The organism is Acinetobacter sp. ANC_7634 (assembly GCF_056779875.1).
Window position 1 is genome coordinate 1 of the sequence record NZ_JBWYIT010000019.1, and the last position, 19,045, is coordinate 19,045.

25 protein-coding genes are annotated in these 19,045 nt (G+C 39.4%); 10 read left to right on the forward strand and 15 right to left on the reverse strand.

The genetic code is table 11. From position 1 onward, the window contains the following. Positions 1-156: 156 nt before the first annotated feature. The 3 genes from AC1M9A_RS14055 to AC1M9A_RS14065 form a co-directional block, all read right to left on the reverse strand. Complete coding sequence (locus AC1M9A_RS14055; protein ID WP_481610452.1) at positions 157-1,530, reverse strand: dihydrolipoyl dehydrogenase; 1,374 nt, start codon at positions 1,528-1,530, stop codon at positions 157-159. Positions 1,531-1,846: 316 nt separating this feature from the next. Further along, a complete protein-coding gene (locus AC1M9A_RS14060) occupies positions 1,847-2,272 on the reverse strand; it encodes a protein tyrosine phosphatase family protein (protein WP_481610453.1) in 426 nt (141 codons plus the stop codon). Continuing rightward, complete coding sequence (locus AC1M9A_RS14065) at positions 2,265-2,600, reverse strand: protein tyrosine phosphatase family protein (protein WP_035269714.1); 336 nt, start codon at positions 2,598-2,600, stop codon at positions 2,265-2,267. The genes AC1M9A_RS14060 and AC1M9A_RS14065 overlap by 8 nt, the downstream gene beginning before the upstream one ends. 123 nt (positions 2,601-2,723) lie before the next feature. Here AC1M9A_RS14065 and AC1M9A_RS14070 point away from each other — a divergent pair, with 123 nt between their 5' ends. The 3 genes from AC1M9A_RS14070 (at position 2,724) to AC1M9A_RS14080 (ending at position 4,494) form a co-directional block, all read left to right on the forward strand. Continuing rightward, positions 2,724-3,623, forward strand: a complete 900-nt coding sequence (locus AC1M9A_RS14070; RefSeq protein WP_481610454.1) for an alpha/beta hydrolase — start codon at positions 2,724-2,726, stop codon at positions 3,621-3,623. Next, a complete protein-coding gene (trxC, locus tag AC1M9A_RS14075; protein WP_481610455.1) occupies positions 3,620-4,045 on the forward strand; it encodes a thioredoxin TrxC in 426 nt (141 codons plus the stop codon). Before AC1M9A_RS14070 ends, trxC begins: the two co-directional genes overlap by 4 nt. A gap of 80 nt (positions 4,046-4,125) precedes the next feature. After that, on the forward strand, positions 4,126-4,494 hold the full coding sequence (locus tag AC1M9A_RS14080) for an acyl-CoA thioesterase (protein ID WP_218945426.1): 369 nt from the start codon (positions 4,126-4,128) through the stop codon (positions 4,492-4,494). 72 nt (positions 4,495-4,566) lie between these two features. Here the strand turns inward: AC1M9A_RS14080 and AC1M9A_RS14085 are convergent, their stop codons facing one another. Both AC1M9A_RS14085 and AC1M9A_RS14090 read right to left on the reverse strand, forming a co-directional pair. Continuing rightward, positions 4,567-5,067 carry a DUF4442 domain-containing protein gene (locus AC1M9A_RS14085; RefSeq protein WP_035269707.1) on the reverse strand — a complete coding sequence of 167 codons (501 nt, stop codon included), beginning with the start codon at positions 5,065-5,067 and terminating at the stop codon, positions 4,567-4,569. Positions 5,068-5,095: 28 nt separating this feature from the next. After that, positions 5,096-5,584: a YajQ family cyclic di-GMP-binding protein gene (locus AC1M9A_RS14090; RefSeq protein WP_035269703.1), complete on the reverse strand. Its 489-nt coding sequence runs from the start codon at positions 5,582-5,584 to the stop codon at positions 5,096-5,098. Positions 5,585-5,675: 91 nt separating this feature from the next. On the opposite strand from AC1M9A_RS14090, the gene AC1M9A_RS14095 reads away from it, so the two are divergent. Then, complete coding sequence (locus AC1M9A_RS14095; RefSeq protein ID WP_481610456.1) at positions 5,676-5,987, forward strand: rhodanese-like domain-containing protein; 312 nt, start codon at positions 5,676-5,678, stop codon at positions 5,985-5,987. 48 nt (positions 5,988-6,035) lie between these two features. Here AC1M9A_RS14095 and mnmC read toward each other — a convergent pair whose 3' ends face one another. Genes mnmC through AC1M9A_RS14115 form a run of 4 tightly spaced genes read right to left on the reverse strand, consistent with a single transcriptional unit; the run spans position 6,036 to position 9,357 of the window. Continuing rightward, a complete protein-coding gene (gene mnmC / locus AC1M9A_RS14100) occupies positions 6,036-7,940 on the reverse strand; it encodes a bifunctional tRNA (5-methylaminomethyl-2-thiouridine)(34)-methyltransferase MnmC2/FAD-dependent 5-carboxymethylaminomethyl-2-thiouridine(34) oxidoreductase MnmC1 (RefSeq protein ID WP_481610457.1) in 1,905 nt (634 codons plus the stop codon). A 32-nt stretch (positions 7,941-7,972) separates the two neighbouring features. Beyond that, on the reverse strand, positions 7,973-8,407 hold the full coding sequence (locus AC1M9A_RS14105) for an SH3 domain-containing protein (RefSeq protein WP_092768912.1): 435 nt from the start codon (positions 8,405-8,407) through the stop codon (positions 7,973-7,975). A 1-nt stretch (position 8,408) separates the two neighbouring features. Further along, entirely contained in the window at positions 8,409-8,711 is a 303-nt protein-coding gene (locus tag AC1M9A_RS14110) for a YciI family protein (protein WP_035269693.1), read from the reverse strand. Between the two features lie 31 nt (positions 8,712-8,742). Further along, the gene (locus tag AC1M9A_RS14115) at positions 8,743-9,357 is read right to left on the reverse strand and encodes an inner membrane-spanning protein YciB (protein WP_035269690.1); all 615 of its coding nucleotides are present in this window, start codon (positions 9,355-9,357) and stop codon (positions 8,743-8,745) included. 44 nt (positions 9,358-9,401) lie between these two features. Here AC1M9A_RS14115 and AC1M9A_RS14120 point away from each other — a divergent pair, with 44 nt between their 5' ends. Next, a complete protein-coding gene (locus tag AC1M9A_RS14120; protein WP_481610458.1) occupies positions 9,402-10,256 on the forward strand; it encodes a PHP domain-containing protein in 855 nt (284 codons plus the stop codon). Positions 10,257-10,320: 64 nt separating this feature from the next. On the opposite strand, the gene AC1M9A_RS14125 is transcribed toward AC1M9A_RS14120, so the two are convergent. Beyond that, positions 10,321-11,232: a bestrophin family protein gene (locus tag AC1M9A_RS14125; RefSeq protein ID WP_035269686.1), complete on the reverse strand. Its 912-nt coding sequence runs from the start codon at positions 11,230-11,232 to the stop codon at positions 10,321-10,323. A gap of 103 nt (positions 11,233-11,335) precedes the next feature. Next, positions 11,336-12,022 carry a RadC family protein gene (radC, locus tag AC1M9A_RS14130; RefSeq protein WP_035269684.1) on the reverse strand — a complete coding sequence of 229 codons (687 nt, stop codon included), beginning with the start codon at positions 12,020-12,022 and terminating at the stop codon, positions 11,336-11,338. Between the two features lie 115 nt (positions 12,023-12,137). On the opposite strand from radC, the gene coaBC reads away from it, so the two are divergent. Beyond that, positions 12,138-13,403 carry a bifunctional phosphopantothenoylcysteine decarboxylase/phosphopantothenate--cysteine ligase CoaBC gene (gene coaBC, locus AC1M9A_RS14135; protein WP_481598082.1) on the forward strand — a complete coding sequence of 422 codons (1,266 nt, stop codon included), beginning with the start codon at positions 12,138-12,140 and terminating at the stop codon, positions 13,401-13,403. Between the two features lie 63 nt (positions 13,404-13,466). Here coaBC and secB read toward each other — a convergent pair whose 3' ends face one another. The 4 genes from secB to rsgA form a co-directional block, all read right to left on the reverse strand. Further along, a complete protein-coding gene (gene secB / locus AC1M9A_RS14140) occupies positions 13,467-13,925 on the reverse strand; it encodes a protein-export chaperone SecB (protein WP_035270796.1) in 459 nt (152 codons plus the stop codon). A 23-nt stretch (positions 13,926-13,948) separates the two neighbouring features. Beyond that, positions 13,949-14,206: a glutaredoxin 3 gene (gene grxC / locus AC1M9A_RS14145; RefSeq protein WP_035270794.1), complete on the reverse strand. Its 258-nt coding sequence runs from the start codon at positions 14,204-14,206 to the stop codon at positions 13,949-13,951. A gap of 12 nt (positions 14,207-14,218) precedes the next feature. Beyond that, a complete protein-coding gene (locus AC1M9A_RS14150) occupies positions 14,219-14,632 on the reverse strand; it encodes a rhodanese-like domain-containing protein (RefSeq protein WP_481610459.1) in 414 nt (137 codons plus the stop codon). Positions 14,633-14,724: 92 nt separating this feature from the next. Beyond that, a complete protein-coding gene (gene rsgA / locus AC1M9A_RS14155) occupies positions 14,725-15,783 on the reverse strand; it encodes a ribosome small subunit-dependent GTPase A (protein ID WP_481610460.1) in 1,059 nt (352 codons plus the stop codon). A 124-nt stretch (positions 15,784-15,907) separates the two neighbouring features. Between rsgA and orn the strand changes: the two genes are divergently transcribed. From orn to AC1M9A_RS14175, 4 genes are all read left to right on the forward strand, one after another. Next, positions 15,908-16,462: an oligoribonuclease gene (gene orn / locus AC1M9A_RS14160; protein ID WP_035270788.1), complete on the forward strand. Its 555-nt coding sequence runs from the start codon at positions 15,908-15,910 to the stop codon at positions 16,460-16,462. 182 nt (positions 16,463-16,644) lie between these two features. Next, positions 16,645-17,379, forward strand: coding sequence for a Bax inhibitor-1/YccA family protein (locus tag AC1M9A_RS14165; protein ID WP_481610461.1), 735 nt, complete (start codon positions 16,645-16,647; stop codon positions 17,377-17,379). 160 nt (positions 17,380-17,539) lie between these two features. Beyond that, positions 17,540-18,343 (forward strand): enoyl-ACP reductase FabI, encoded by an 804-nt coding sequence (locus tag AC1M9A_RS14170; protein ID WP_092768909.1) that lies wholly within the window; start codon positions 17,540-17,542, stop codon positions 18,341-18,343. A gap of 161 nt (positions 18,344-18,504) precedes the next feature. After that, positions 18,505-19,045 (forward strand): phage late control D family protein (locus AC1M9A_RS14175; protein WP_481610462.1); only part of this gene is annotated, 541 nt, incomplete at its 3' end.

Consider the following 19,045-nt stretch of genomic DNA (forward strand, 5'->3'; position numbering starts at 1 on the left):
TGGTAGTGTGGGGTTACCCATGTGAGAGTAAGTCATCGCCAGCTCATTATTCTAAACACCCCCTTCAATACAAGGGGGTGTTTTTTTATGTAGTAAAGAATGAATGAGAATGTAAAATAAAAGCCCTAATCATAGGGCCTTACATCAAACAATAGATTAAAGTTGTCGTCGAGCGTGTTTTAACGCAGTTCTTAGGCCTTCCTCTAGCGTTGGATGGTAGAAAGGGTGATCTAGAATTTCATCAACAGTAAGATCACTGGAGATAGCCCAAGCGAGCAAATGTGCTAAATGTTCTGCTGAATAACAAAGAAATTCTGCTCCGAGAAGTTTACGTGAGTGTCGATCTACGTAAACCTCTACAGCCCCAATATTTTGTCCATTGACAATCGCTCGTCCTTGCTTTTCGTAGGATACGATACCTGTAACAAACTCATGATTGGCTTTACGCAGTGTGTGATAATTGGAGCCGATCCCTGCCATTTCTGGTGAGCTAAACATAATACCCAATGGGGTAAGACTTTTTTTCTGACTCGATTGATGTTGATTGAGGCAATTATGAACCGCCAATTTCCCTTCATAAGACGCTTCATGCTGGATAGGCGTTGAAGTAAATGCATCACCTACAATGTAAATGGGGTAGTCACCAAGCTGTTTAGTAGTTGGATCAACAGGTAGTTGCTTTAGATCAATAAATTCATCATTTATATGTTGAATATTTAACGTATCTAAATTCGTAGTACGACCAGTCGCAGATAATAGGCAATCAACTTCTATAACTTTATTGCTACCATTTTCGATAAAGTTAATTTGAACCTTATCTTCGCCTAATTTCTCAACCTGCTCGGGTAAAATCTCATATTTGATATTTAATTCTTTTGAGAATATTTCTTGAGCAAGCGTTTGTAAGTCTGGGCTAGTCAATGAACCAATTTTTTTACTGCGAGCAAAAACTGTAGTTTCCACACCTAGACGCTGCATGGCTTGAGCAAGTTCGATTGCAATGACACCGCTTCCAATTACAGCTAAACTTTTTGGTAAAGTAGGTATTTCAAAGACTTGATCAGAAGTTAAATATAAATGACCAAGTTTTTGTTGCCAATCTTGATTTACTGTTGGTCTTGAACCAACAGCGATAATGAACGATTTAGCTTGGTATTTCTTATTATTAACATTGATTGTGTTTGCATTTACAAATGTAGCGCGACCTGAAATTTTGTGCGCTGTAGGCCATGAATTAACGTCCTTCAGTGTTGCTTTTGTAAATCGATCACGTAATTGCTGTACATGTTGCATAACATCTTTAGTGTCAATTTGAGAAGAAATTTTTAGCCCAAGTTGTTCTGAAGTTCTCGCATTATAGGCAAGATTAGCTGATGAAATTAGAACTTTACTCGGCATACAACCTACTCGAGCACAAGTGGTATCCCACGGACCGTCGTTCACAATAAGTATATTTTGTGTAGTTTTAATGGCTTCTTTATAAGCTGAAATACCAGCAGTACCAGCTCCAATAATAATGATATCGTACATATTGTATTGAGTAAGAATGATTTGAATTCACTATATAAAAAAAACTTCGATGAATAAGGTTTTTTTTCAATTTATTACACTTAAACCTTTAACTTTTGGTGATATCCACATTTTGAAAATTTGTATTATTTAAAACTAAGTATTTTCATGGTTGTTATTGAAAGAAGATGAAAGAAAAAGGCGCTTGTGCGCCTTTAAAATGAATAAGATACATTTATCTTATAATGATGTGCCTGCATGCACACCAACAGTTGGTTTTACATTCATCGATGTGCAACCGAGTAAAAGAAACGAACAACATAATGCAATACAAATTTTATTCATGAATGAGTCCTAATGAATTTGCTTTATTAAATAGTAACGTAGAACGACTACCTGACTTACATACTAAAAGTATAGGTTTAGGTAGACTATTGTAATACTTCGCAAACTCATGAACATCTGCATCTGTTATTTGACCTGAAATAACGGGTTGGTAAATCAAACTGATTTTAGACTTTTCGGCTAAAGCTCTTAATTCACTTGCAGTTGTTTCGTTACCTGATTCTTGATCAGGACGGTTAACGATCACAGACTTAAATCCCTGCCGCATTAAGGCATTGAATTTTGTAGACGTCATATGACCCGATACACTCACAGATGGATTAAGTGCTTTACTGAGCGGTTCTGATGCTGAATGACTTAGAGTTACGATACTAAAAATGAAGGTGGAAAGGATGAATCTAAACCACAACTTAGTCATCAAGCAAATCCATTTGTTTTGCTAATTGGTAGAGATTATTAGAGCGATTTCCCGTACGACAGAACATTAATACTGGTTTTGGTAGCTCATTGAAATGATTTGCAAAAGTACGAACATCAAGCTCAGTAATTTGACCTGCAACTACAGGTTGATATACATAATCTAAGCCTTGAGCGCGTGCAGCTTCTTCAATTTGGGCACTTGTTGGCTGTTCTGGTCCGCCTTCCATATCGGGGCGATTATTAATCACAGATTTAAATCCTTTTTCAACAACTTGAACTAAATGTTCTGGCCCAATTTGACCAGCAAAACCTACATTTTCACTCATTGCGTCACTCCCAAAATAAATTAAAAGACTATGCTACTATCATAGCATCTCGCTCAGATATGAGCTTTGATCGACACAAAAAATTTAAAATAAAAATCGTATGAATACATGCATGGAGCACCTATGTACGATTACACCGTAGAGCCGCTGTACGTACAAAAAGAAAATGAGTTGATCGCTGCTGACCTTTATTTGCCTGTCAAAGTTAAAAGACCTCCTGTGCTTATTATGGCGCATGGTTTTGCAGGATTACGTCAATTCAAATTAATCCATTATGCGCAACGTTTTGCTCAATCAGGTTTCGCGGTTGTACTGTTTGACTATCGTTGTTGGGGAGGAAGTACGGGTAAACCACGAGAAATGGTCTCTATCCGTCAGCAGCTAGAAGATTGGTATGCTGTGATTGCGCATATCAAATTATTCCCTTTGGTTGATGGACACCACCTTTTCTTATGGGGAACGGGTCTGAGTGGCGGATATGTTCTAAAACTTGCATCTGAGTTAAATGGGATTCGGGCTGCAATAGCGCAAGTACCCTTTGTGGACGGAAATGCCAGCAGTAAAATTTATCCAATTCAACATATGGCGCAGGCTTTAAAGTTATCGAGTCAGGATTTAATGGCAGCCAAAGTAGGACGTGTTGGAAAAACAATGCCTGTCGTTCATCCTTATGCATTAAGTTTTTACCCGAGTCAGGATAGTTATCAAGGGTATATGTCGATCGTTGATTCAAACTATTATTGGAGCGGTGAGGTGCCTGCAAGAGCTATGTTAGACGTCATACGATTTCGACCGATTACTACGGCAAGAAGTATTAAAATTCCTGTGTTATTTATAGCTGCCAAGAAAGATGCAGTTATTCCCATAGAGATTAGTCGTGAAACTGCAACCAATATGGCACCTTATGTGGAATACCATGAGTGGAATATGACACATTTTGATATTTATCAAGCAAATTGGATGGAAAGCGCAATCAAGCTTCAATTAGAATTCTTAGATCAAAATAGAGGAGTAAACTCATGATTGTTGTTTGTCCATCTTGTGGCGCAAAAAATCGTGTACCTGAAGATAAAATCCAATCTCAGCCGAATTGTGGTCAATGTCATGAGCATTTGATTCCGCTTGCCGCTATTGAGCTGAATGAGCAAAACTTTAGTAACTTTATTACCAACAGTGATTTACCAGTATTGATTGATCTTTGGGCAGAATGGTGCGGGCCTTGTAAAATGATGGCACCGCATTTTGCTGAAGTAGCCAAATCAAATCCGCATGTGGTTTTTGCGAAGATAGATACTGAAGCGAATCCGCGCTTAAGTGCTGCCTTTAATGTTCGTAGTATTCCAACGTTGGTATTGATGAATAAAACGAATGAAATTGCTAGAATAAGTGGTGCATTACGTGCAAATCAATTACAAGATTGGTTAAATCAACAATTAAATGCTTAACCAATAGGCCAATATTTGGAGTGACTGTGTCAGATTCTCAACTTAAGCCAGAAGGTACATTATCCCTTCAAACCATTGCTATGCCTGCAGATACCAACTGGAGTGGGGATGTTTTTGGTGGTTGGATTGTTTCACAAATGGATTTGGCTGGAGCTATTCATGCAGAGCGTTATACAAAAGGTCGCTGTGCAACCATTGCAATTAATCAAATGACATTCCTTGTGCCTGTTAAGGTGGGTGATGTCATTAGTTGTTATACTAAAATCTTAAAGCTCGGAAATACCTCCATTCAAATGCAAATTGAAGTGTGGGATAGTCACGACTCTTCACGTCCAGCGAAAAGAGTGACAGAAGGAGTTTTCACTTTTGTTGCGGTAGATGTAAAAGGGGCAAAACGCCAGATTCCAGATGATGTTAAACAAAAGTTTCAAGAATCTCTGAGTATCTAATCACAAAAAATCCCAACATTGTTGGGATTTTTTATTAGGGAAACTTTTTTAGGATCAATATGATCATGAGCTTTATTGCTTAAGTTGAGATTTTGCAATCCAAGCCCAGAGCATTTCACATTGAATTGGCTCTTCGCCAGATTCATCTGTCACGATCACCTTGACAAGGGTTTCACCTTTTTCAGACTCTTGCATCTGTTTTTGTTGATCATCAGTCAATGTAGCGACTGCGGTCATCGCACCTTTAGATGGGCGTTTGAAATCTACTTTTAAGCTTTTTATTAATACGATTGAGGTATCGGGTACATTCATGCCGGTAACAAAGCCCGTAGCTGTTTCAGCGATCAGCGCCATTGCGCATGCATGTACTTGACCAATATGGTTTTGCATTGCTTTATGGTTTTCGATTTTAACGACAACTTTAGCATGACTAACTTCAAGATAACGTAATTTGGCGGTTCCCACCATTGGAACGACACGGCCAAAAGCTTTGCTCCACAAAGTACTACGGATACCTTGTGGAAACTTAGATGTCGCTTTTACTAACTTAGATAAACGATTGCCTTTTGCCATGATCAGTTCCTATGATGGAGCAAAGAGATTAGTCTTTGAAGTTGTTAAATTGAAGTGGGATACCGAATTGTTGTTCTTTTAAGAACGCCATAACTTGTTGTAATGTATCGCGCTTCTTGTCAGTGACTCGGATTTTATCGCCCTGAATAGAAGATTGCACTTTGATACCACTTTCTTTAATGGCTTTATTAATTTTTTTTGCTGTATCAGAGTCAAGACCGTCTTTAAGTTTAATCACTTGAATGACATTTTTGCCAGATGCTGTCATTTTTTGCGGATCTAGTGCTTGAACGTCGACTTTACGTTTATAAAAGTGATTTTCCAGCATGTTGTAAACTTGCTCACATTGGAAGTCACTTTCAGTCGAGATCTTAATTTCTTTATTTTTTTCGTTTAATTCGATCGAAACGTCTTGACCACGGAAGTCGAAACGCGTTCCGATTTCCTTTTGTGTGTTTTGAACTGCATGATTTACTTCAAAAATCTCTAATTCTGAAACAATATCGAAAGATGGCATAGTTTAGACCTTTACAAATAGAAAGAATATCTGAGATGCTAGGGATGTTTTCTTCATTTGCCAAGTGTTGTTTACATCAAAGGAGTGCGCAATGATCCGTAAACAAGAAATTACAACATTTGAGTTCCCAGCTGAGGCGATTATCTGGGATGTACGTGATACAAGTGCTTATGCTGAAGCACATGTGAAAGGAGCGGTGAACCAACCGATTTCCACACTTTCAGCAGATAGTCTGACTCAAGTTGCAGCGGATCAACCGATTTACATTTTATGTGGCGGCGGAAGTAAAGCACCACGTGCTGCAGAACTATTAGAAGGCTTTGATAGTTCACGTGAATATGTGGTCTTAATGGGTGGTACTCGTGCTGCTCGTGAGGCAGGATTACCTTTAGAGCAAGGTTAATCATGGTTGAAAAAAAGCGCCTTATGGCGCTTTTTTAGTTTCAATAAATCATGGTGATTGAGTTTTAGCCTGAAAATATGGCTTCTTTATTCTTACTTTCTTTCTAAATCGATGAACATCGAGTTTATTGAGTAAAGTTTCAGATACAGGGCATGCTGTTTTTAAGATTTGAGCCACTAGAATTTCAGCACACAAAGGAGCAAATAAAAAGCCTTTAGAGCCCAAACCTGAGAGTGTATAAATTTCAGTATCAGATTCAACCTGACCTAAAAGCGGAAAATAATCCTGACTTTGTGCACGAACAGAAGCTCTACCATGCCAAGAATGATGGTCAGGAAATTGTGCAGCAATATCTGGTGCGAGATCTGCAAGCAACCTGTAGTTATGTTCATGATCTTCATCAAGAACATCTTGATCATCTCGATTAGGGTAAAAAGAAGCACCTAAAATGATTTGATGATCATTTAAAGGCATACAGTAGCCACCATAGCTATATGCTTCATGTTTCTTGAACTGTGAAGATGAAACATGATTAAACCAGCTAACTTGACCACGTATCGGTTTTAAAATCGGAAAATCATCAAAGAGATTCATACTTTCACGGGCACAACAAATAATCACATGGTCAAATTGATATTGTTGTCCAACATGATCTGTTATACCGACTTGATGATTGGCAAGTCGGTCCCACGATTTGATTGTCGCTTGCTGAAATTCGATCAGTTCATTCGATAAAATTTCTTTAGCCAAATCATGCGGTCTGATTGTTCCAGCCTGTTTCAGGGTGAGGAATGCTTGGTTGAACAGGCTGTTTTCAGCGGCAGAATTTGCTTCGAGTATGTTTTCTGGATATTGATTTGCAAGATCGAGAAGTTCATCAACGTGTTTAAGAGGGATTTGATGGACTTGTGCTTCGTCAAAGGCTTTAAATTTTGAATAATGGTTCATCGCATGTTGCCATGCTAATGTCATCAAATGATTGGCACTTTGTTCAATAGGACAGAGTTTGGGATTCAATAAAGCCAGAGGATTTCCTGACGCGCCACTTAATGGCTCATGGTGGTCAAATAGGCGGACGCGGTGACCTCTTAATGCAAAGGCATAGGCACAACTTAAACCCGCAATTCCAGCGCCTACAATGCCTATACGGCGTTGAGAACTTGAGTGTGGTTTGTATTGGTAATCTTCGGGAGAGAGTTCACTTTTTTCAGTCTCTTCGTCTAAAGGCAGTAAAACTCCCTTTAGCATTTCACGTTTGTGTCCGAACCCTTTTGGGCGTGTAATTTTCACACCGTGTTTTTTTAATCCTCTTTTGAGGATGCCAGCAACACTGAAAGAGGCAAAAGTAGTTCCAATATCTGATAGTCGAATAATTTGATTCAGAACTTGTTCTTCCCACATATCAGGATTGCAGGCAGGAGCGAATCCATCTAAAAACCATGCATTGACAGTGCTAGTTTTGGCAATGGCTGGAAAAACATCATGTGCATCACCTAACCAAATATCAATACTAAAACGCTCATCTGGAAAATGAAGGCGGTGGCATCCTGCAATCGGCAGTGGATATTGGGCAATGAGTTGATCTGATAAATGTTTCAGTTCAGGCCAAGCATTTAAAGCTCGGATCAGATCAGCCTTGCTCAGTGGAAATTTTTCCACCGTAATGACATGCAGTTGACTATGATTATTTGGACGAATTGATTGCCAAAGTTGCCAAAGGGTGAGGATATTTAAACCCGTGCCGAAGCCAGTTTCTCCGACTGTGAAATGTTCAAATGGTTTTAAGTCCGATAGGCGTTCATGTAGATCATTACCATTGATAAAGACATGACGCGTTTCAAGAAGGCCATTGGCTTTTGAAAAATAAACATCACCGAAAATTTTAGAAACTGGAATATCGATTCCATCAACGAGTTGCCAATCGAGATCAGCAGTTTGAATGGCCTGAGTCAAAATTTGAAACCTTTGAAAAGCGTGTCAGTGGTTTACCACTGACGACGTCGTTTTGTATAGATGTAACTGGCAATAATAAAGCCGACAAAAATACCGACAGCCATTGTTGCTGCACCGTACAAAAACATTTGAGCACTACGTTCACTTTGAAGCACCTGAATTTGTACACCTAAATTATCATTTTTTAGTTGTAATTCTTGATTCTGTGCTAAAGCTTCTAGGTTTGCTTTTTCAAGCTGTTGGAGACGTGTTGCTTGGTCTTTGACTAAAGCCTTTACTTTTGCTTCTTGAAGCGCTTTATTTCGTGCAATTTGTTCAGCTGTAAGTGGCTTTGCAGGCGTAGCAGTTGCTGGCTGAGACTGTGCAGCTGGATTCGCTGGTGCAGCAGTAGTTGCTGCGGGTTCAGCCCAAGCTGAAGATACCAATGCAAAACTGATGAAAAGAGCAGAGCGTGTCAAATTCATCATCTTATTCATGTGGTAATGCTTTATTAAAAGGTTTTACGTCAATGCTGGCATAAATACCTTCTTTTAAAAAAGGCTCATCTGCTAACCATTCATCTAACGCTTCACGGCTTTCAAAATCTAAAATAAGGGTGCTGCCATAAAATCCAGCTTGTGGGTTATTACGATCTTTTGGCATCGCGCCAGCAACGATTACGCGACCTTCCTCAGCCAGTTTTTCAAGGCGTGCAAGGTGTTGTGGGCGTGTTGCTAAGCGTTTTTCAACAGTACCTTCTTGGTCGGTACACGTCACTACAAATAAGGGCATGGCGAAATCTCTATATCCTCTTTCAACACGATTATTCTTCTGCAGATTTAAAGTGTTTTCGTAAAATGATGAATTGAATAATGATAAATGAAAACATCACAATCATGTCACCAAAAGCAGTAAATTCACCCCAATATTTTCCATCCATGAACACGAAAGCAAAGAAAATATGCAATGATGCCATACCAACAAACATCGCGGCCCAAGCATAGTTTAAATTTTTCCATCCCTGCGGTGTTAAATTTAAAATAGGACCAAATAAGCGTTGAATGAGAGGTTTGCGGTCTTTACCAAAATAAGGTGAAATTAAGAAAGCACCAGCAAATACAAAATTCAAGATCGCTGCTTTGAGACGAATATAAAAATCATCACTCAACATGAGAGTAATCCCACCAAAAATCACCGTCATAAATAAAACAATCCATTGTTGTTTATCGAGATGAAATTTTTGGCGGACAAATAATGCACCGTAGACCACGAGCATAGAAATGATTAAGCCCGTTGTAGCAACGAGAATATGGTTATTATCGACGCCACCTGCAGAGCCGATCCATTGCAGTAAAGGGTGATTGTTATCTTTGGGATCGACAGTTTTGTAAAGCCAAAAGAAAATTATGAGTGGCACAAAGTCTAAAAGTGCTTTCATGTTAAAGTATCTATGCAGTTCAGGTGGATGGATTAGTATAAAAGATGCAAGGCGTAGATTTACACACACATAGTAATATTTCTGATGGAACTTTGTCGCCAGAGTTACTGGTCCAAGCTGCGCTCGAAAAAGGGATACATACCCTTGCACTGACTGACCACGATAGCATGGATGGTTTGGTTTTGGCTGAAAAAGTTGCAAAAAATCAACCAATTCAAATTATTTCAGGTGTGGAAATTTCAAGTCAGTGGTCTAGACCTTCGACCAAAAAAAGTTATGGTGTGCATGTGGTCGCACTGAATATGCAATCACCTGATCCTTTGCATAAGCTACTAGAACAACAAAAGATAATTCGAGCTGAACGTGCTCAACTCATCTGTGAATTGTTGAAGCCTCTTATTGGAGAGGATATTTACTCGGATGTGGTTGCGAAGGTCGAGGGTATACCTGATCGTGTGACACGAACCCATATTGCGAAGACGCTGGTCGAGAAGGGTCATGTTTCACGTCCGCAACAAGCTTTTGACAAATATATCAAAGAAGGTAAAAAAGCTTATGTTCAGTTTGAAGGACTTGGTCTGGAGGAAACGATACGTGTAATTCATAAGGCTCAAGGGTTTGCTGTTTTGGCACATCCTACCCGTTATGATTTATCTGCGACCAACATTCGTTATTTAATTGAAATATTTGCACGCTATGGAGGCGACGCAGTTGAGTTGCCACCTGCGATTGAACCTACCTCGACGCGACAAATGGTAGACCGAATGATTGCCCAATTTGGGCTTAAAGTATCAGTTGGAAGTGATTTTCATGGAGATAATATGCCATGGATAAAATTGGGGAATATCCCTCAAGTGAAAGAGGGGCAGGTTGGCATCTGGGAAAGTTTTATTGTATAGAAATTCTCTTATAACAACGGATAAGAGAATTTCAGGCGGCGATAAGACATTCAGTTGTCATGAATCAAAGTAAGTTGTGATCTTGTGCTTGGATCGGTGGAGGAGTTGGTTTTCCTAAAGTCCCGAGTAGTTCAATCTCGATTGTACGAACCATGGCATCGAGTGGAAGATCATTACTTTGTGTACCAAAAGGCTCTTCTATTTCAGAGCTGAGCGCATCAAGCCCCAAAAACGTATATGCTAAAATACCGACTAAAAGTGGCGTCGCCAAACCGAGCACCGAGCCTAAACTAAATGGAAGCATAAAACAGAAAAAATAAACGGTACGGTTTAAGAGTACTGAATAAGCATAAGGTAAAGGAGTTGTAGCAATACGATCACAGCCTGTTTGAACCAAACTTAATTCAGTTACATGTTGGTTCATTTGTGTATAAATAATGTCTGAAATTTCGCCTTCTTTCAGTGACTGCATCAACTCCCATTGAATCAAACTTAATGTGTATTGTGGTGCATTGGCTTGCTGGTAAAGTTGAGTTAAAGCTTGTGGGCTCATGCCACTGGTTTGATGCAAAGCATCGGGACTGACTGTTTGATGACGAAGACGGTCACGCAGTACGTTAGCAAAAACAATCATATGCTGAATTACACGTTCACGACGACCTTGCGGCAAGATCCGGCAGTCTCGATCGAAATGTCGAGCATTGGCGATTAAGCTTCCCCATAATTTACGCGCTTCCCACCAACGGTCATAACATGCCGAATTTTTGAAACCTAAAAAAATCGACAATACTACTCCGATCAGTGTAAACCCAACCAAAGGAATTTCAGGGAATCTATAGAGATTTATATATTCAATTCCCCCCACGATTGCTGAAATCAGCATAACGATTCCAAGTGGAGGTAATACCTTCGGTAAGATGGTTCCACGCCATGAAAATAATAGTTTTAGCGTATCGGTTTGATCACGAACAATCATGTAAATCAATCTTTCATTTTTCTATGATCTTCACTAGTTCAGCGAGTATTGTCAATGATAAAAAATGGAAACTTCGAGCAATTTTATTCTGTAATTTATAGACTTATTCTCGGATCAGTTGGTGCTCCATAAAAGAGTAGCTGCCTTCGGTGGAAATGATGACATGATCGAGTAATTTAACCTCGATTAAATTACAAGCTCTACTTAAAGATTTCGTCAAATTGATATCGTCAATTGAGGGCTGAGGAATTCCTAAAGGATGATTATGTGCAATAATCACAGCACTCGCCTGAGTGTGGATGATATGTCGAATAAACTGATTAATTGAAACTGCACAGTGGTTAGTAGAACCAAAGAATAATTTTTTAAAATTAATTTTTCTGAGCCTTGCATCTAAACAGAGTACCGCGAAAATCTCTTGAGATTCGCCAATAAGTTCATAGCGAAGATAATCTTGAATTAAATCAGAGCGACTTAAATCAATTTGTTGGTTCAATTGATGTTGCAAGTAACGCCGTCCAAGCTCTTTTACAGCCATCAATTGAGAGTATTTAGTGTCTCCCATGCCATGGAACATGCGAATTTCGTCTATCGATGCATCAAACACTGCATTTAAGCTTCCAAAATGTTGCAACATCAATCTTGCTAATTCGACCGCAGAATGTTGTTGAGATCCTGATCTTAAAAAGATGGCGAGGAGTTCTGCATCAGAGAGGCTATGAGCACCTTGGCGGAGTAATCTTTCTCGCGGTCGTTCTTGTTCGGGCCATTGTTTGATCGAATTATTCATTATTATTCACTGTTTTAAATTATTTTAACTTTTGAATATTCACCAAGGTATATCTTGGGTGGCAGAATATTTAATGCTATTGTGAGCGCCACTGCAATAAAAAGGTGACGTGATCTTGAGTTTTGATCTTAGTGTGTTCTCCAATAAAAATATTATTCTTGCTGTTACTGGTGGTATTGCTGCTTATAAAAGTGCCATCTTAGTACGCCGACTTAAAGATTACGGATTTAATGTCCGAGTTGTAATGACTCAAGGTGCCCAAGCTTTTATTACGCCGCTTACCTTTCAAGCATTGTCGGGTAATCCAGTGCATACTGAACTTCTAGATACAGAAGCTGAAGCTGGAATGGGGCATATCGAATTAGCACGATGGGCGGATTTGGTACTTGTTGCTCCTGCCAGTTGTGACAGTATTGCCAAATTTGCTTGTGGATTAGCGGATGATTTACTCAGTACACTCTATTTGGCAACAAAAGCACCTGTTTGGATCGCACCAGCCATGAATCAACAAATGTGGGCGGCTAAAGCAACACAGCGCAATTTAAGTAGTTTGGTAGAGGATGGTGTGCATGTCATTATGCCTGAGGCGGGTTCTCAAGCGTGTGGCGATGTTGGATTAGGACGTATGCCTGAGCCTGAAGATTTAGCTGAACAGGTACGAGAATATTTCCATAAAGCGCAGCGTGCAATTGCAGAAAAATTTGGCTTGCTGGCGGGTAAAAAAGTGACGATTACCGCAGGTCCAACTCGAGAGGCAATTGATCCAGTGCGTTATATTTCAAACCACAGCACTGGAAAAATGGGGTTTGCTATTGCTGCTGCATGTTATTCAGCAGGTGCTGAGGTGACACTGATCGCGGGTCCTGTCAGTTTAGATACACCGAATGGAGTCAAGCGTTTAAATGTATCTTCAGCGAGACAGATGCTTGATTTAAGCATGAATCAGTTGGAAACGGGATGTGATGTATTTATTGCGACAGCTGCCGTAGCGGATTATCGTGTCGCAGAAGTTGCGGAACATAAAATCAAAAAAGCTGGTGATGAGTTAGCTGTCTCTCTTGTTAAAAATCCTGATATCGTGGCGACGATAGCTTTGCAAGACAAACGTCCATTTATGGTCGGTTTTGCAGCTGAAACGCGTAATGTCGAAGAATATGCCGCAGGTAAATTGGTGGCTAAGAAGCTAGATATGATCGCATGCAATGATGTTTCAAGAGCGGATATTGGTTTTGCTTCAGATGAAAATGCGATGACCGTGTTTTTTGCTGAACAATATGAAATGGAAAAACGTGATCTTGAAAAAGCTTCAAAGCAAGAAATTGCACAACAATTGGTTGAAGCTATCCATGATGCATTACATCAAGAAAAACGACCTGTTTAAATGTAGGATATAAAAAAGACCGCAAATGCGGTCTTTTTTATAAGGTCAAACTTAATCAGATGATTAAGCTTGACCTTCAGCAGCGGCAGCTTGAGCACGTTGCATGTTTGCCTCGAATTCAGCATCGAAGTTAATCGGTGTAAGAAGTAATTGAGGGAAGCTACCTTTAGTTACAAGATCATTCACCGCTTCACGAAGGAATGGGAACAAAATATTAGGGCAATAAGCACCAAGAATGTACGGAAGACGTTCATCTTCAACGCCATCAATCAAGAAAATACCTGATTGTGTTACGTCTACGATAAATGCAGTTTCACCTGCATTCGCAGCTTGTACAACCACTTTTAAAGAAACTTCAAAATGAGTTGGATCTACTTTTTCAGCTGATGAAGAAAGATTGATGTTTAACTCAGGTTGCCATTCTTTTGTAAAAACCGCAGCACCAGGAACTTCAAAAGAAATGTCTTTTGTATAAATACGTTCTAATGCTAATTGTGGTTGAACTTGTTGTTCTTCACTCATTCTTAATTCCTTAGATTTAGTGATTATGCCAATAATTCGTCTAGTTTACCTTCACGCTCTAAAGCATAAAGTTGGTCGAAACCACCGATGAATTGATCTTTAATGAAAATTTGTGGCACTGTGCGGTGGTTGGTTTTTTGCATTAACTCAACACGAACCTCAGGTGCTTCTTTTGATAAATTAATTTCTTTGTACTCAATGCCTTTACGTTCAAGGAGTTGCTTTGCACGTACGCAATAAGGACACATCGTTGTTGAATATACAGTCACTTGAGCTGTCATTTTACAAACTCCTTAAGCTTTTTTGCTTTTTACTAAAGGTAAGCCTTGAGCTTTCCAGTTGCTGATGCCACCGTCTAAACGATAACTATCTGTATGACCGACTTGTTGTAGAGCAGAGCCTGCAACTTGGCCTAAATTACAAATGAATACCAATGGACGATCCGCAGCTTTTAATTCTTCAACATTGGTAGCAATTTGACTATATGGAATATTACGACTACCGCTAATATGACCTTCACGGAAATCTTTAGCATCGCGCAAATCAATCAGCATCGCATTTTTAGCTTTCACTAAAATTCCGAGCGATTGTGGAGAAATTTTACGACCACTACGTTGTCCTTCAAAAACGAAAAACAAAACAATAAGGGCCCCTAAAATTGCAAATAAAAAGGGGTGATTCCCCATAAATTCGAACCAACGTTCCACAAATCACCTAATGACTAATTAAAAACTGCGTTGAGTATAACGTATATATATGGTGATCAAAATCACCGCTTCAAGGGCGTGCTTAAAGAAAACTAATTTTTTTGTTGCGCCTCAGTAATCTCATCAATTAGACGTAGATAACTTTCTAAACGTCTTTGTAAAATATCACCATTTTTGACACCTTCTTTAAGCGCACATTGCTTTTCGTGCGTATGGGTGCAATTGCGATACTGACAATGTCCTAAGAGTGCAGAAATTTCAGGAAAGCCACCATCGATTTTCTCATGATCTAAATGCCATAAGCCAAATTCACGAATACCTGGGGAATCGATCAAAGCACCATTTTCACCAAAACGAATTAAACGTGTTGAGGTCGTAGTATGTTGACCGAGTGCGGAGTTTTCTGAAATGACATTGGTTTTTTGATCAGCATGAGGAATGATGGCATTAATAAGTGTACTTTTCCCAACACCTGATTGACCTACAAATGCAACAGTTTGATTGTCAATACGTTGAATCAACTCATCTAAATTACCATTAGATTGGGTCAGGATGAAGTCATAACCAAGTTGACGATATTCTTCTGCTAACAACAAAATTGGATCATTTTCTTTCAGTAAATCACATTTGTTTAATACTAATAAAGCAGGAATATTGGCATCTTCACATGCAACCAAATAGCGATCGATCAGGGTTGGTGCAGGTTCTGGTAACGGTGCAATGACGATGACGATCAGGCTGATATTTGCAGCTACTGGTTTTACTTTGTGATAACGATCTGGGCGAGTCAACAAGGATTGTCGTGGTTGAATCGCTGTGATAATACCTAAGCCAGTATTTGGATCTGCTTGCCATTTTACGCGATCACCTGTAACCAATAATTCTAAATTGGTACGGGTATGACAACGCCAAACGCTATTCAGCTCAATAGGTTTCCAAAAAGGTTCTGGCTCACCTTCTTTGGTATCTGGTTTTATTGGATGTTGATCAGGCAAGGAGAGGGCTTGTACTTCGAGTTGTCGACCATAGTGTTGGACGACTAAGCCTTCTAAGTCGTGAGACGTGTCGATTTCTTCTTGACGTGTTTGATGTTGTTTCTGAATACGACGTTGTTGTTGCTCTGTCAAACGACGCTTACGAATTAAAGCCATTCACAACCTAAAAAACCTTGAAATTTAGATGGCAAAAATAGCATGATGAGCCATGGATTTACAGCCAAGATCGGAATAATTTGCTACTATCCATCTTTAATTTAGCCCAATAAGATTGCACTTTATGAGCAGCACCCCAGATACCCGCTTAATTTGGATCGACCTTGAAATGACAGGGTTAGATACAGACAATGATCAGATTATTGAAATTGCAACGATTATTACGGATGATCATTTAAATATTCTTGCTGAAGGCCCAGTGTTAGCTGTACATCAGTCAGATATTATTTTAAATGCGATGGATGAATGGAATACACGTCAGCACGGGCAATCTGGACTTATTGAACGCGTACGCCGTAGTAAATTAACTGCGCAAGATGCTGAGCAACAAACACTTGAATTCTTAAAAAAATGGGTCAATCCTAAATCATCTCCAATGTGTGGAAACTCAATTTGCCAAGATCGCCGTTTCTTACATCGTTTAATGCCAGAGCTTGAGCAGTTCTTCCATTACCGTAATTTGGATGTGTCTTCTGTTAAAGAGTTAGCAAAACGCTGGCGCCCAGAAATTATGAGTGGTTTAAAGAAAAATGCTTCTCATCTTGCGATGGATGATATTCGTGATTCAATTGCTGAATTAAAGTATTACCGTCAATATTTTTTCATCTCAAATAATTAAAAAGTTCTGTTGAAATTTTAGAAAAGGGGCTAAGGCCTCTTTTTTTTATAGATTTTATAAATGATCGAAAGAACAAAGTATTAATTAAAATGTTTAAAAATTGATAGCAAAAAATAAACTGACTTTTATGCTGATAGATCTCAGAATAGTGAAAATTTAAGAATGATAACAGAGACTAAGTTATGCAAAGTAGTAATCCGATCTTAACCCGTGTAGAGACGGTATCCAATTATCAACAACCCATGACCATTCAAGGCGCGATTCAGAAATCAGTTGTATTAACTGTGATTTCTGCAGCGGTGGGTATCGCGCTGTTTATTTATAGCTTTATGACTTTAAATGTCTCACTCGCTTATGCCAGTGCGATGGTGGGGGCGATTGGTGGATTCATTCTGGCACTCATTACTACTTTTAAGCCGAATACTGCTCGAACTTTGGCTATTCCATATGCTTTATTTCAAGGTGCATTTTTAGGGGGGATTTCAGTCATATTTCAACTGAAATATCCTGGTGTTCCTTTAAAGGCTTTACTCGCAACATTTGTCACGACTTTGGTGATGTTCGCGCTTTATCGTTTTCAAATTATTCGTGCGACTGAGAAATTTAAAGCGGTTGTGTTGTCAGCCACCATTGCGATTGCGATTGTATTTGTTCTCCAATTTATTATGAGTCTAGCTTTTGGTTCGAGCATTCCATATATATTTGATAATAATTGGCTAGGTTTAGGATTTGCAGCTTTTGTGGCCATTATTGCATCATTAAATCTAATTTTAGATTTCGACATGATTGAAAATGCCGCAGCTCAATACGCGCCTAAAGCGATGGAATGGTTATGCGGTGTTGCCTTGTTAGCCACTTTAGTTTGGATGTATTTCTCTTTCTTGCGTTTAATTGGCCTACTGTCTAGTAATGACTAATGCAGTTCAGCTAAGGCGTGTAAAAAGATCAGACTGATGTCTGATCTTTTTTTAGCGTCTAATTCGGTTTAACAATTTTTTGAAAAAAGATGCATTATGCAATTTCGTAAATGCTCTAGACTTGGCATCATGCATGAAAATTAATTTAAGTGAGAGTCACATGGCACAAGGACTATTAGCAGGTAAACGTTTTTTAATCGCGGGTGTTGCGAGTAAATTGTCGATTGCATTCGGTGTTGCAGAAGCTTTACACCGTGAAGGTGCAGAATTGGCATTTACCTATCCTAATGAAAAAATGAAGAAGCGTGTTGATGACTTTGCTGAACAGTTTGGTTCAAAACTAGTTTTTCCATGTGATGTTGCTGTTGATGCTGAAATCGAACAGGCATTTGCTGAATTAGCAAAACATTGGGATGGTTTGGATGGCGTAGTGCATTCAATTGGTTTTGCACCAGCACATACTTTAGATGGTGATTTTACTGAAGTTACTGATCGTGAAGGTTTTAAAATCGCGCATGACATCAGTGCCTATAGCTTTATTGCCATGGCTCGTGCGGCAAAACCACTTTTAACTGCTCGTCAGGGCTGTTTGCTCACACTCACTTACCAAGGTTCAGAGCGTGTGATGCCAAACTATAATGTTATGGGATTGGCGAAAGCATCTTTAGAGGCTGGCGTTCGTTACTTGGCTTCAAGTTTGGGTGCTGAAGGAATTCGTGTAAATGCGATTTCAGCTGGTCCAATTCGTACGCTTGCGGCTTCAGGTATCAAGTCTTTCCGTAAGATGCTTGATCTGAATGAAAAGGTTGCACCTTTAAAACGTAATGTCACGATTGAAGATGTAGGTAATGCGGCATTATTCTTATGTTCACCATGGGCGAATGGTATTACTGGCGAAATTTTATATGTAGATGCTGGTTACAATACGGTTGGTATGAGTGCAGATTTAATGCTAACAGAATAAATCTCATCTTAATAAGAAATAAAAATCGGCAATTTACTGCCGATTTTTTTATATTTTTTAAAGTTCATTTATGTAACCAAGACTAGGTAAATCGTATTTTTTTTGATTAAATATTAAGAAATTCTTTAGCCTTATTAAATTATAAAAGACAGATAATAACCATGCTTGCCAACATCTTTTCGGCATTGGAACAGCTCGGTCTAACCGCCCAAAACAGAGCCCTCCACATCCAATTCAGTCATTCACAACTGAATAGCCAAGTCTTCCTACAACGCATCGATGGCAGCCATGTCCTTAACGAAGGCGTGCAAGCAGAACTCATCTGTCTCTCCACCAATGCCTTAATTCCACTCAAACAATTCATCGGCACACAAGTGGCCGTCGATCAAGTCACCGATCAAGGCACCCTGTTTAGAACCACTGGCATCATCACCGAAGCCTCACAAGGACAAAGCGATGGGGCACTGACCCTCTACAAACTCACGCTTAACGATGCAACTTCACTTTGGCACAAACGCCGCAACAGCCGCGTATTTATGAACAAATCCGTGGTCGAAGTGATGGAAATCCTCTTTGAAGAATGGCAAAACAAAAGCCCACTTTTTGCCTCGAGCCTCAGCCTAGACCACAGTGGATTACAACAACAATACGACATCCGACCCTTCATCATGCAAAGCAACGAAAGCGACTACGACTTTCTGA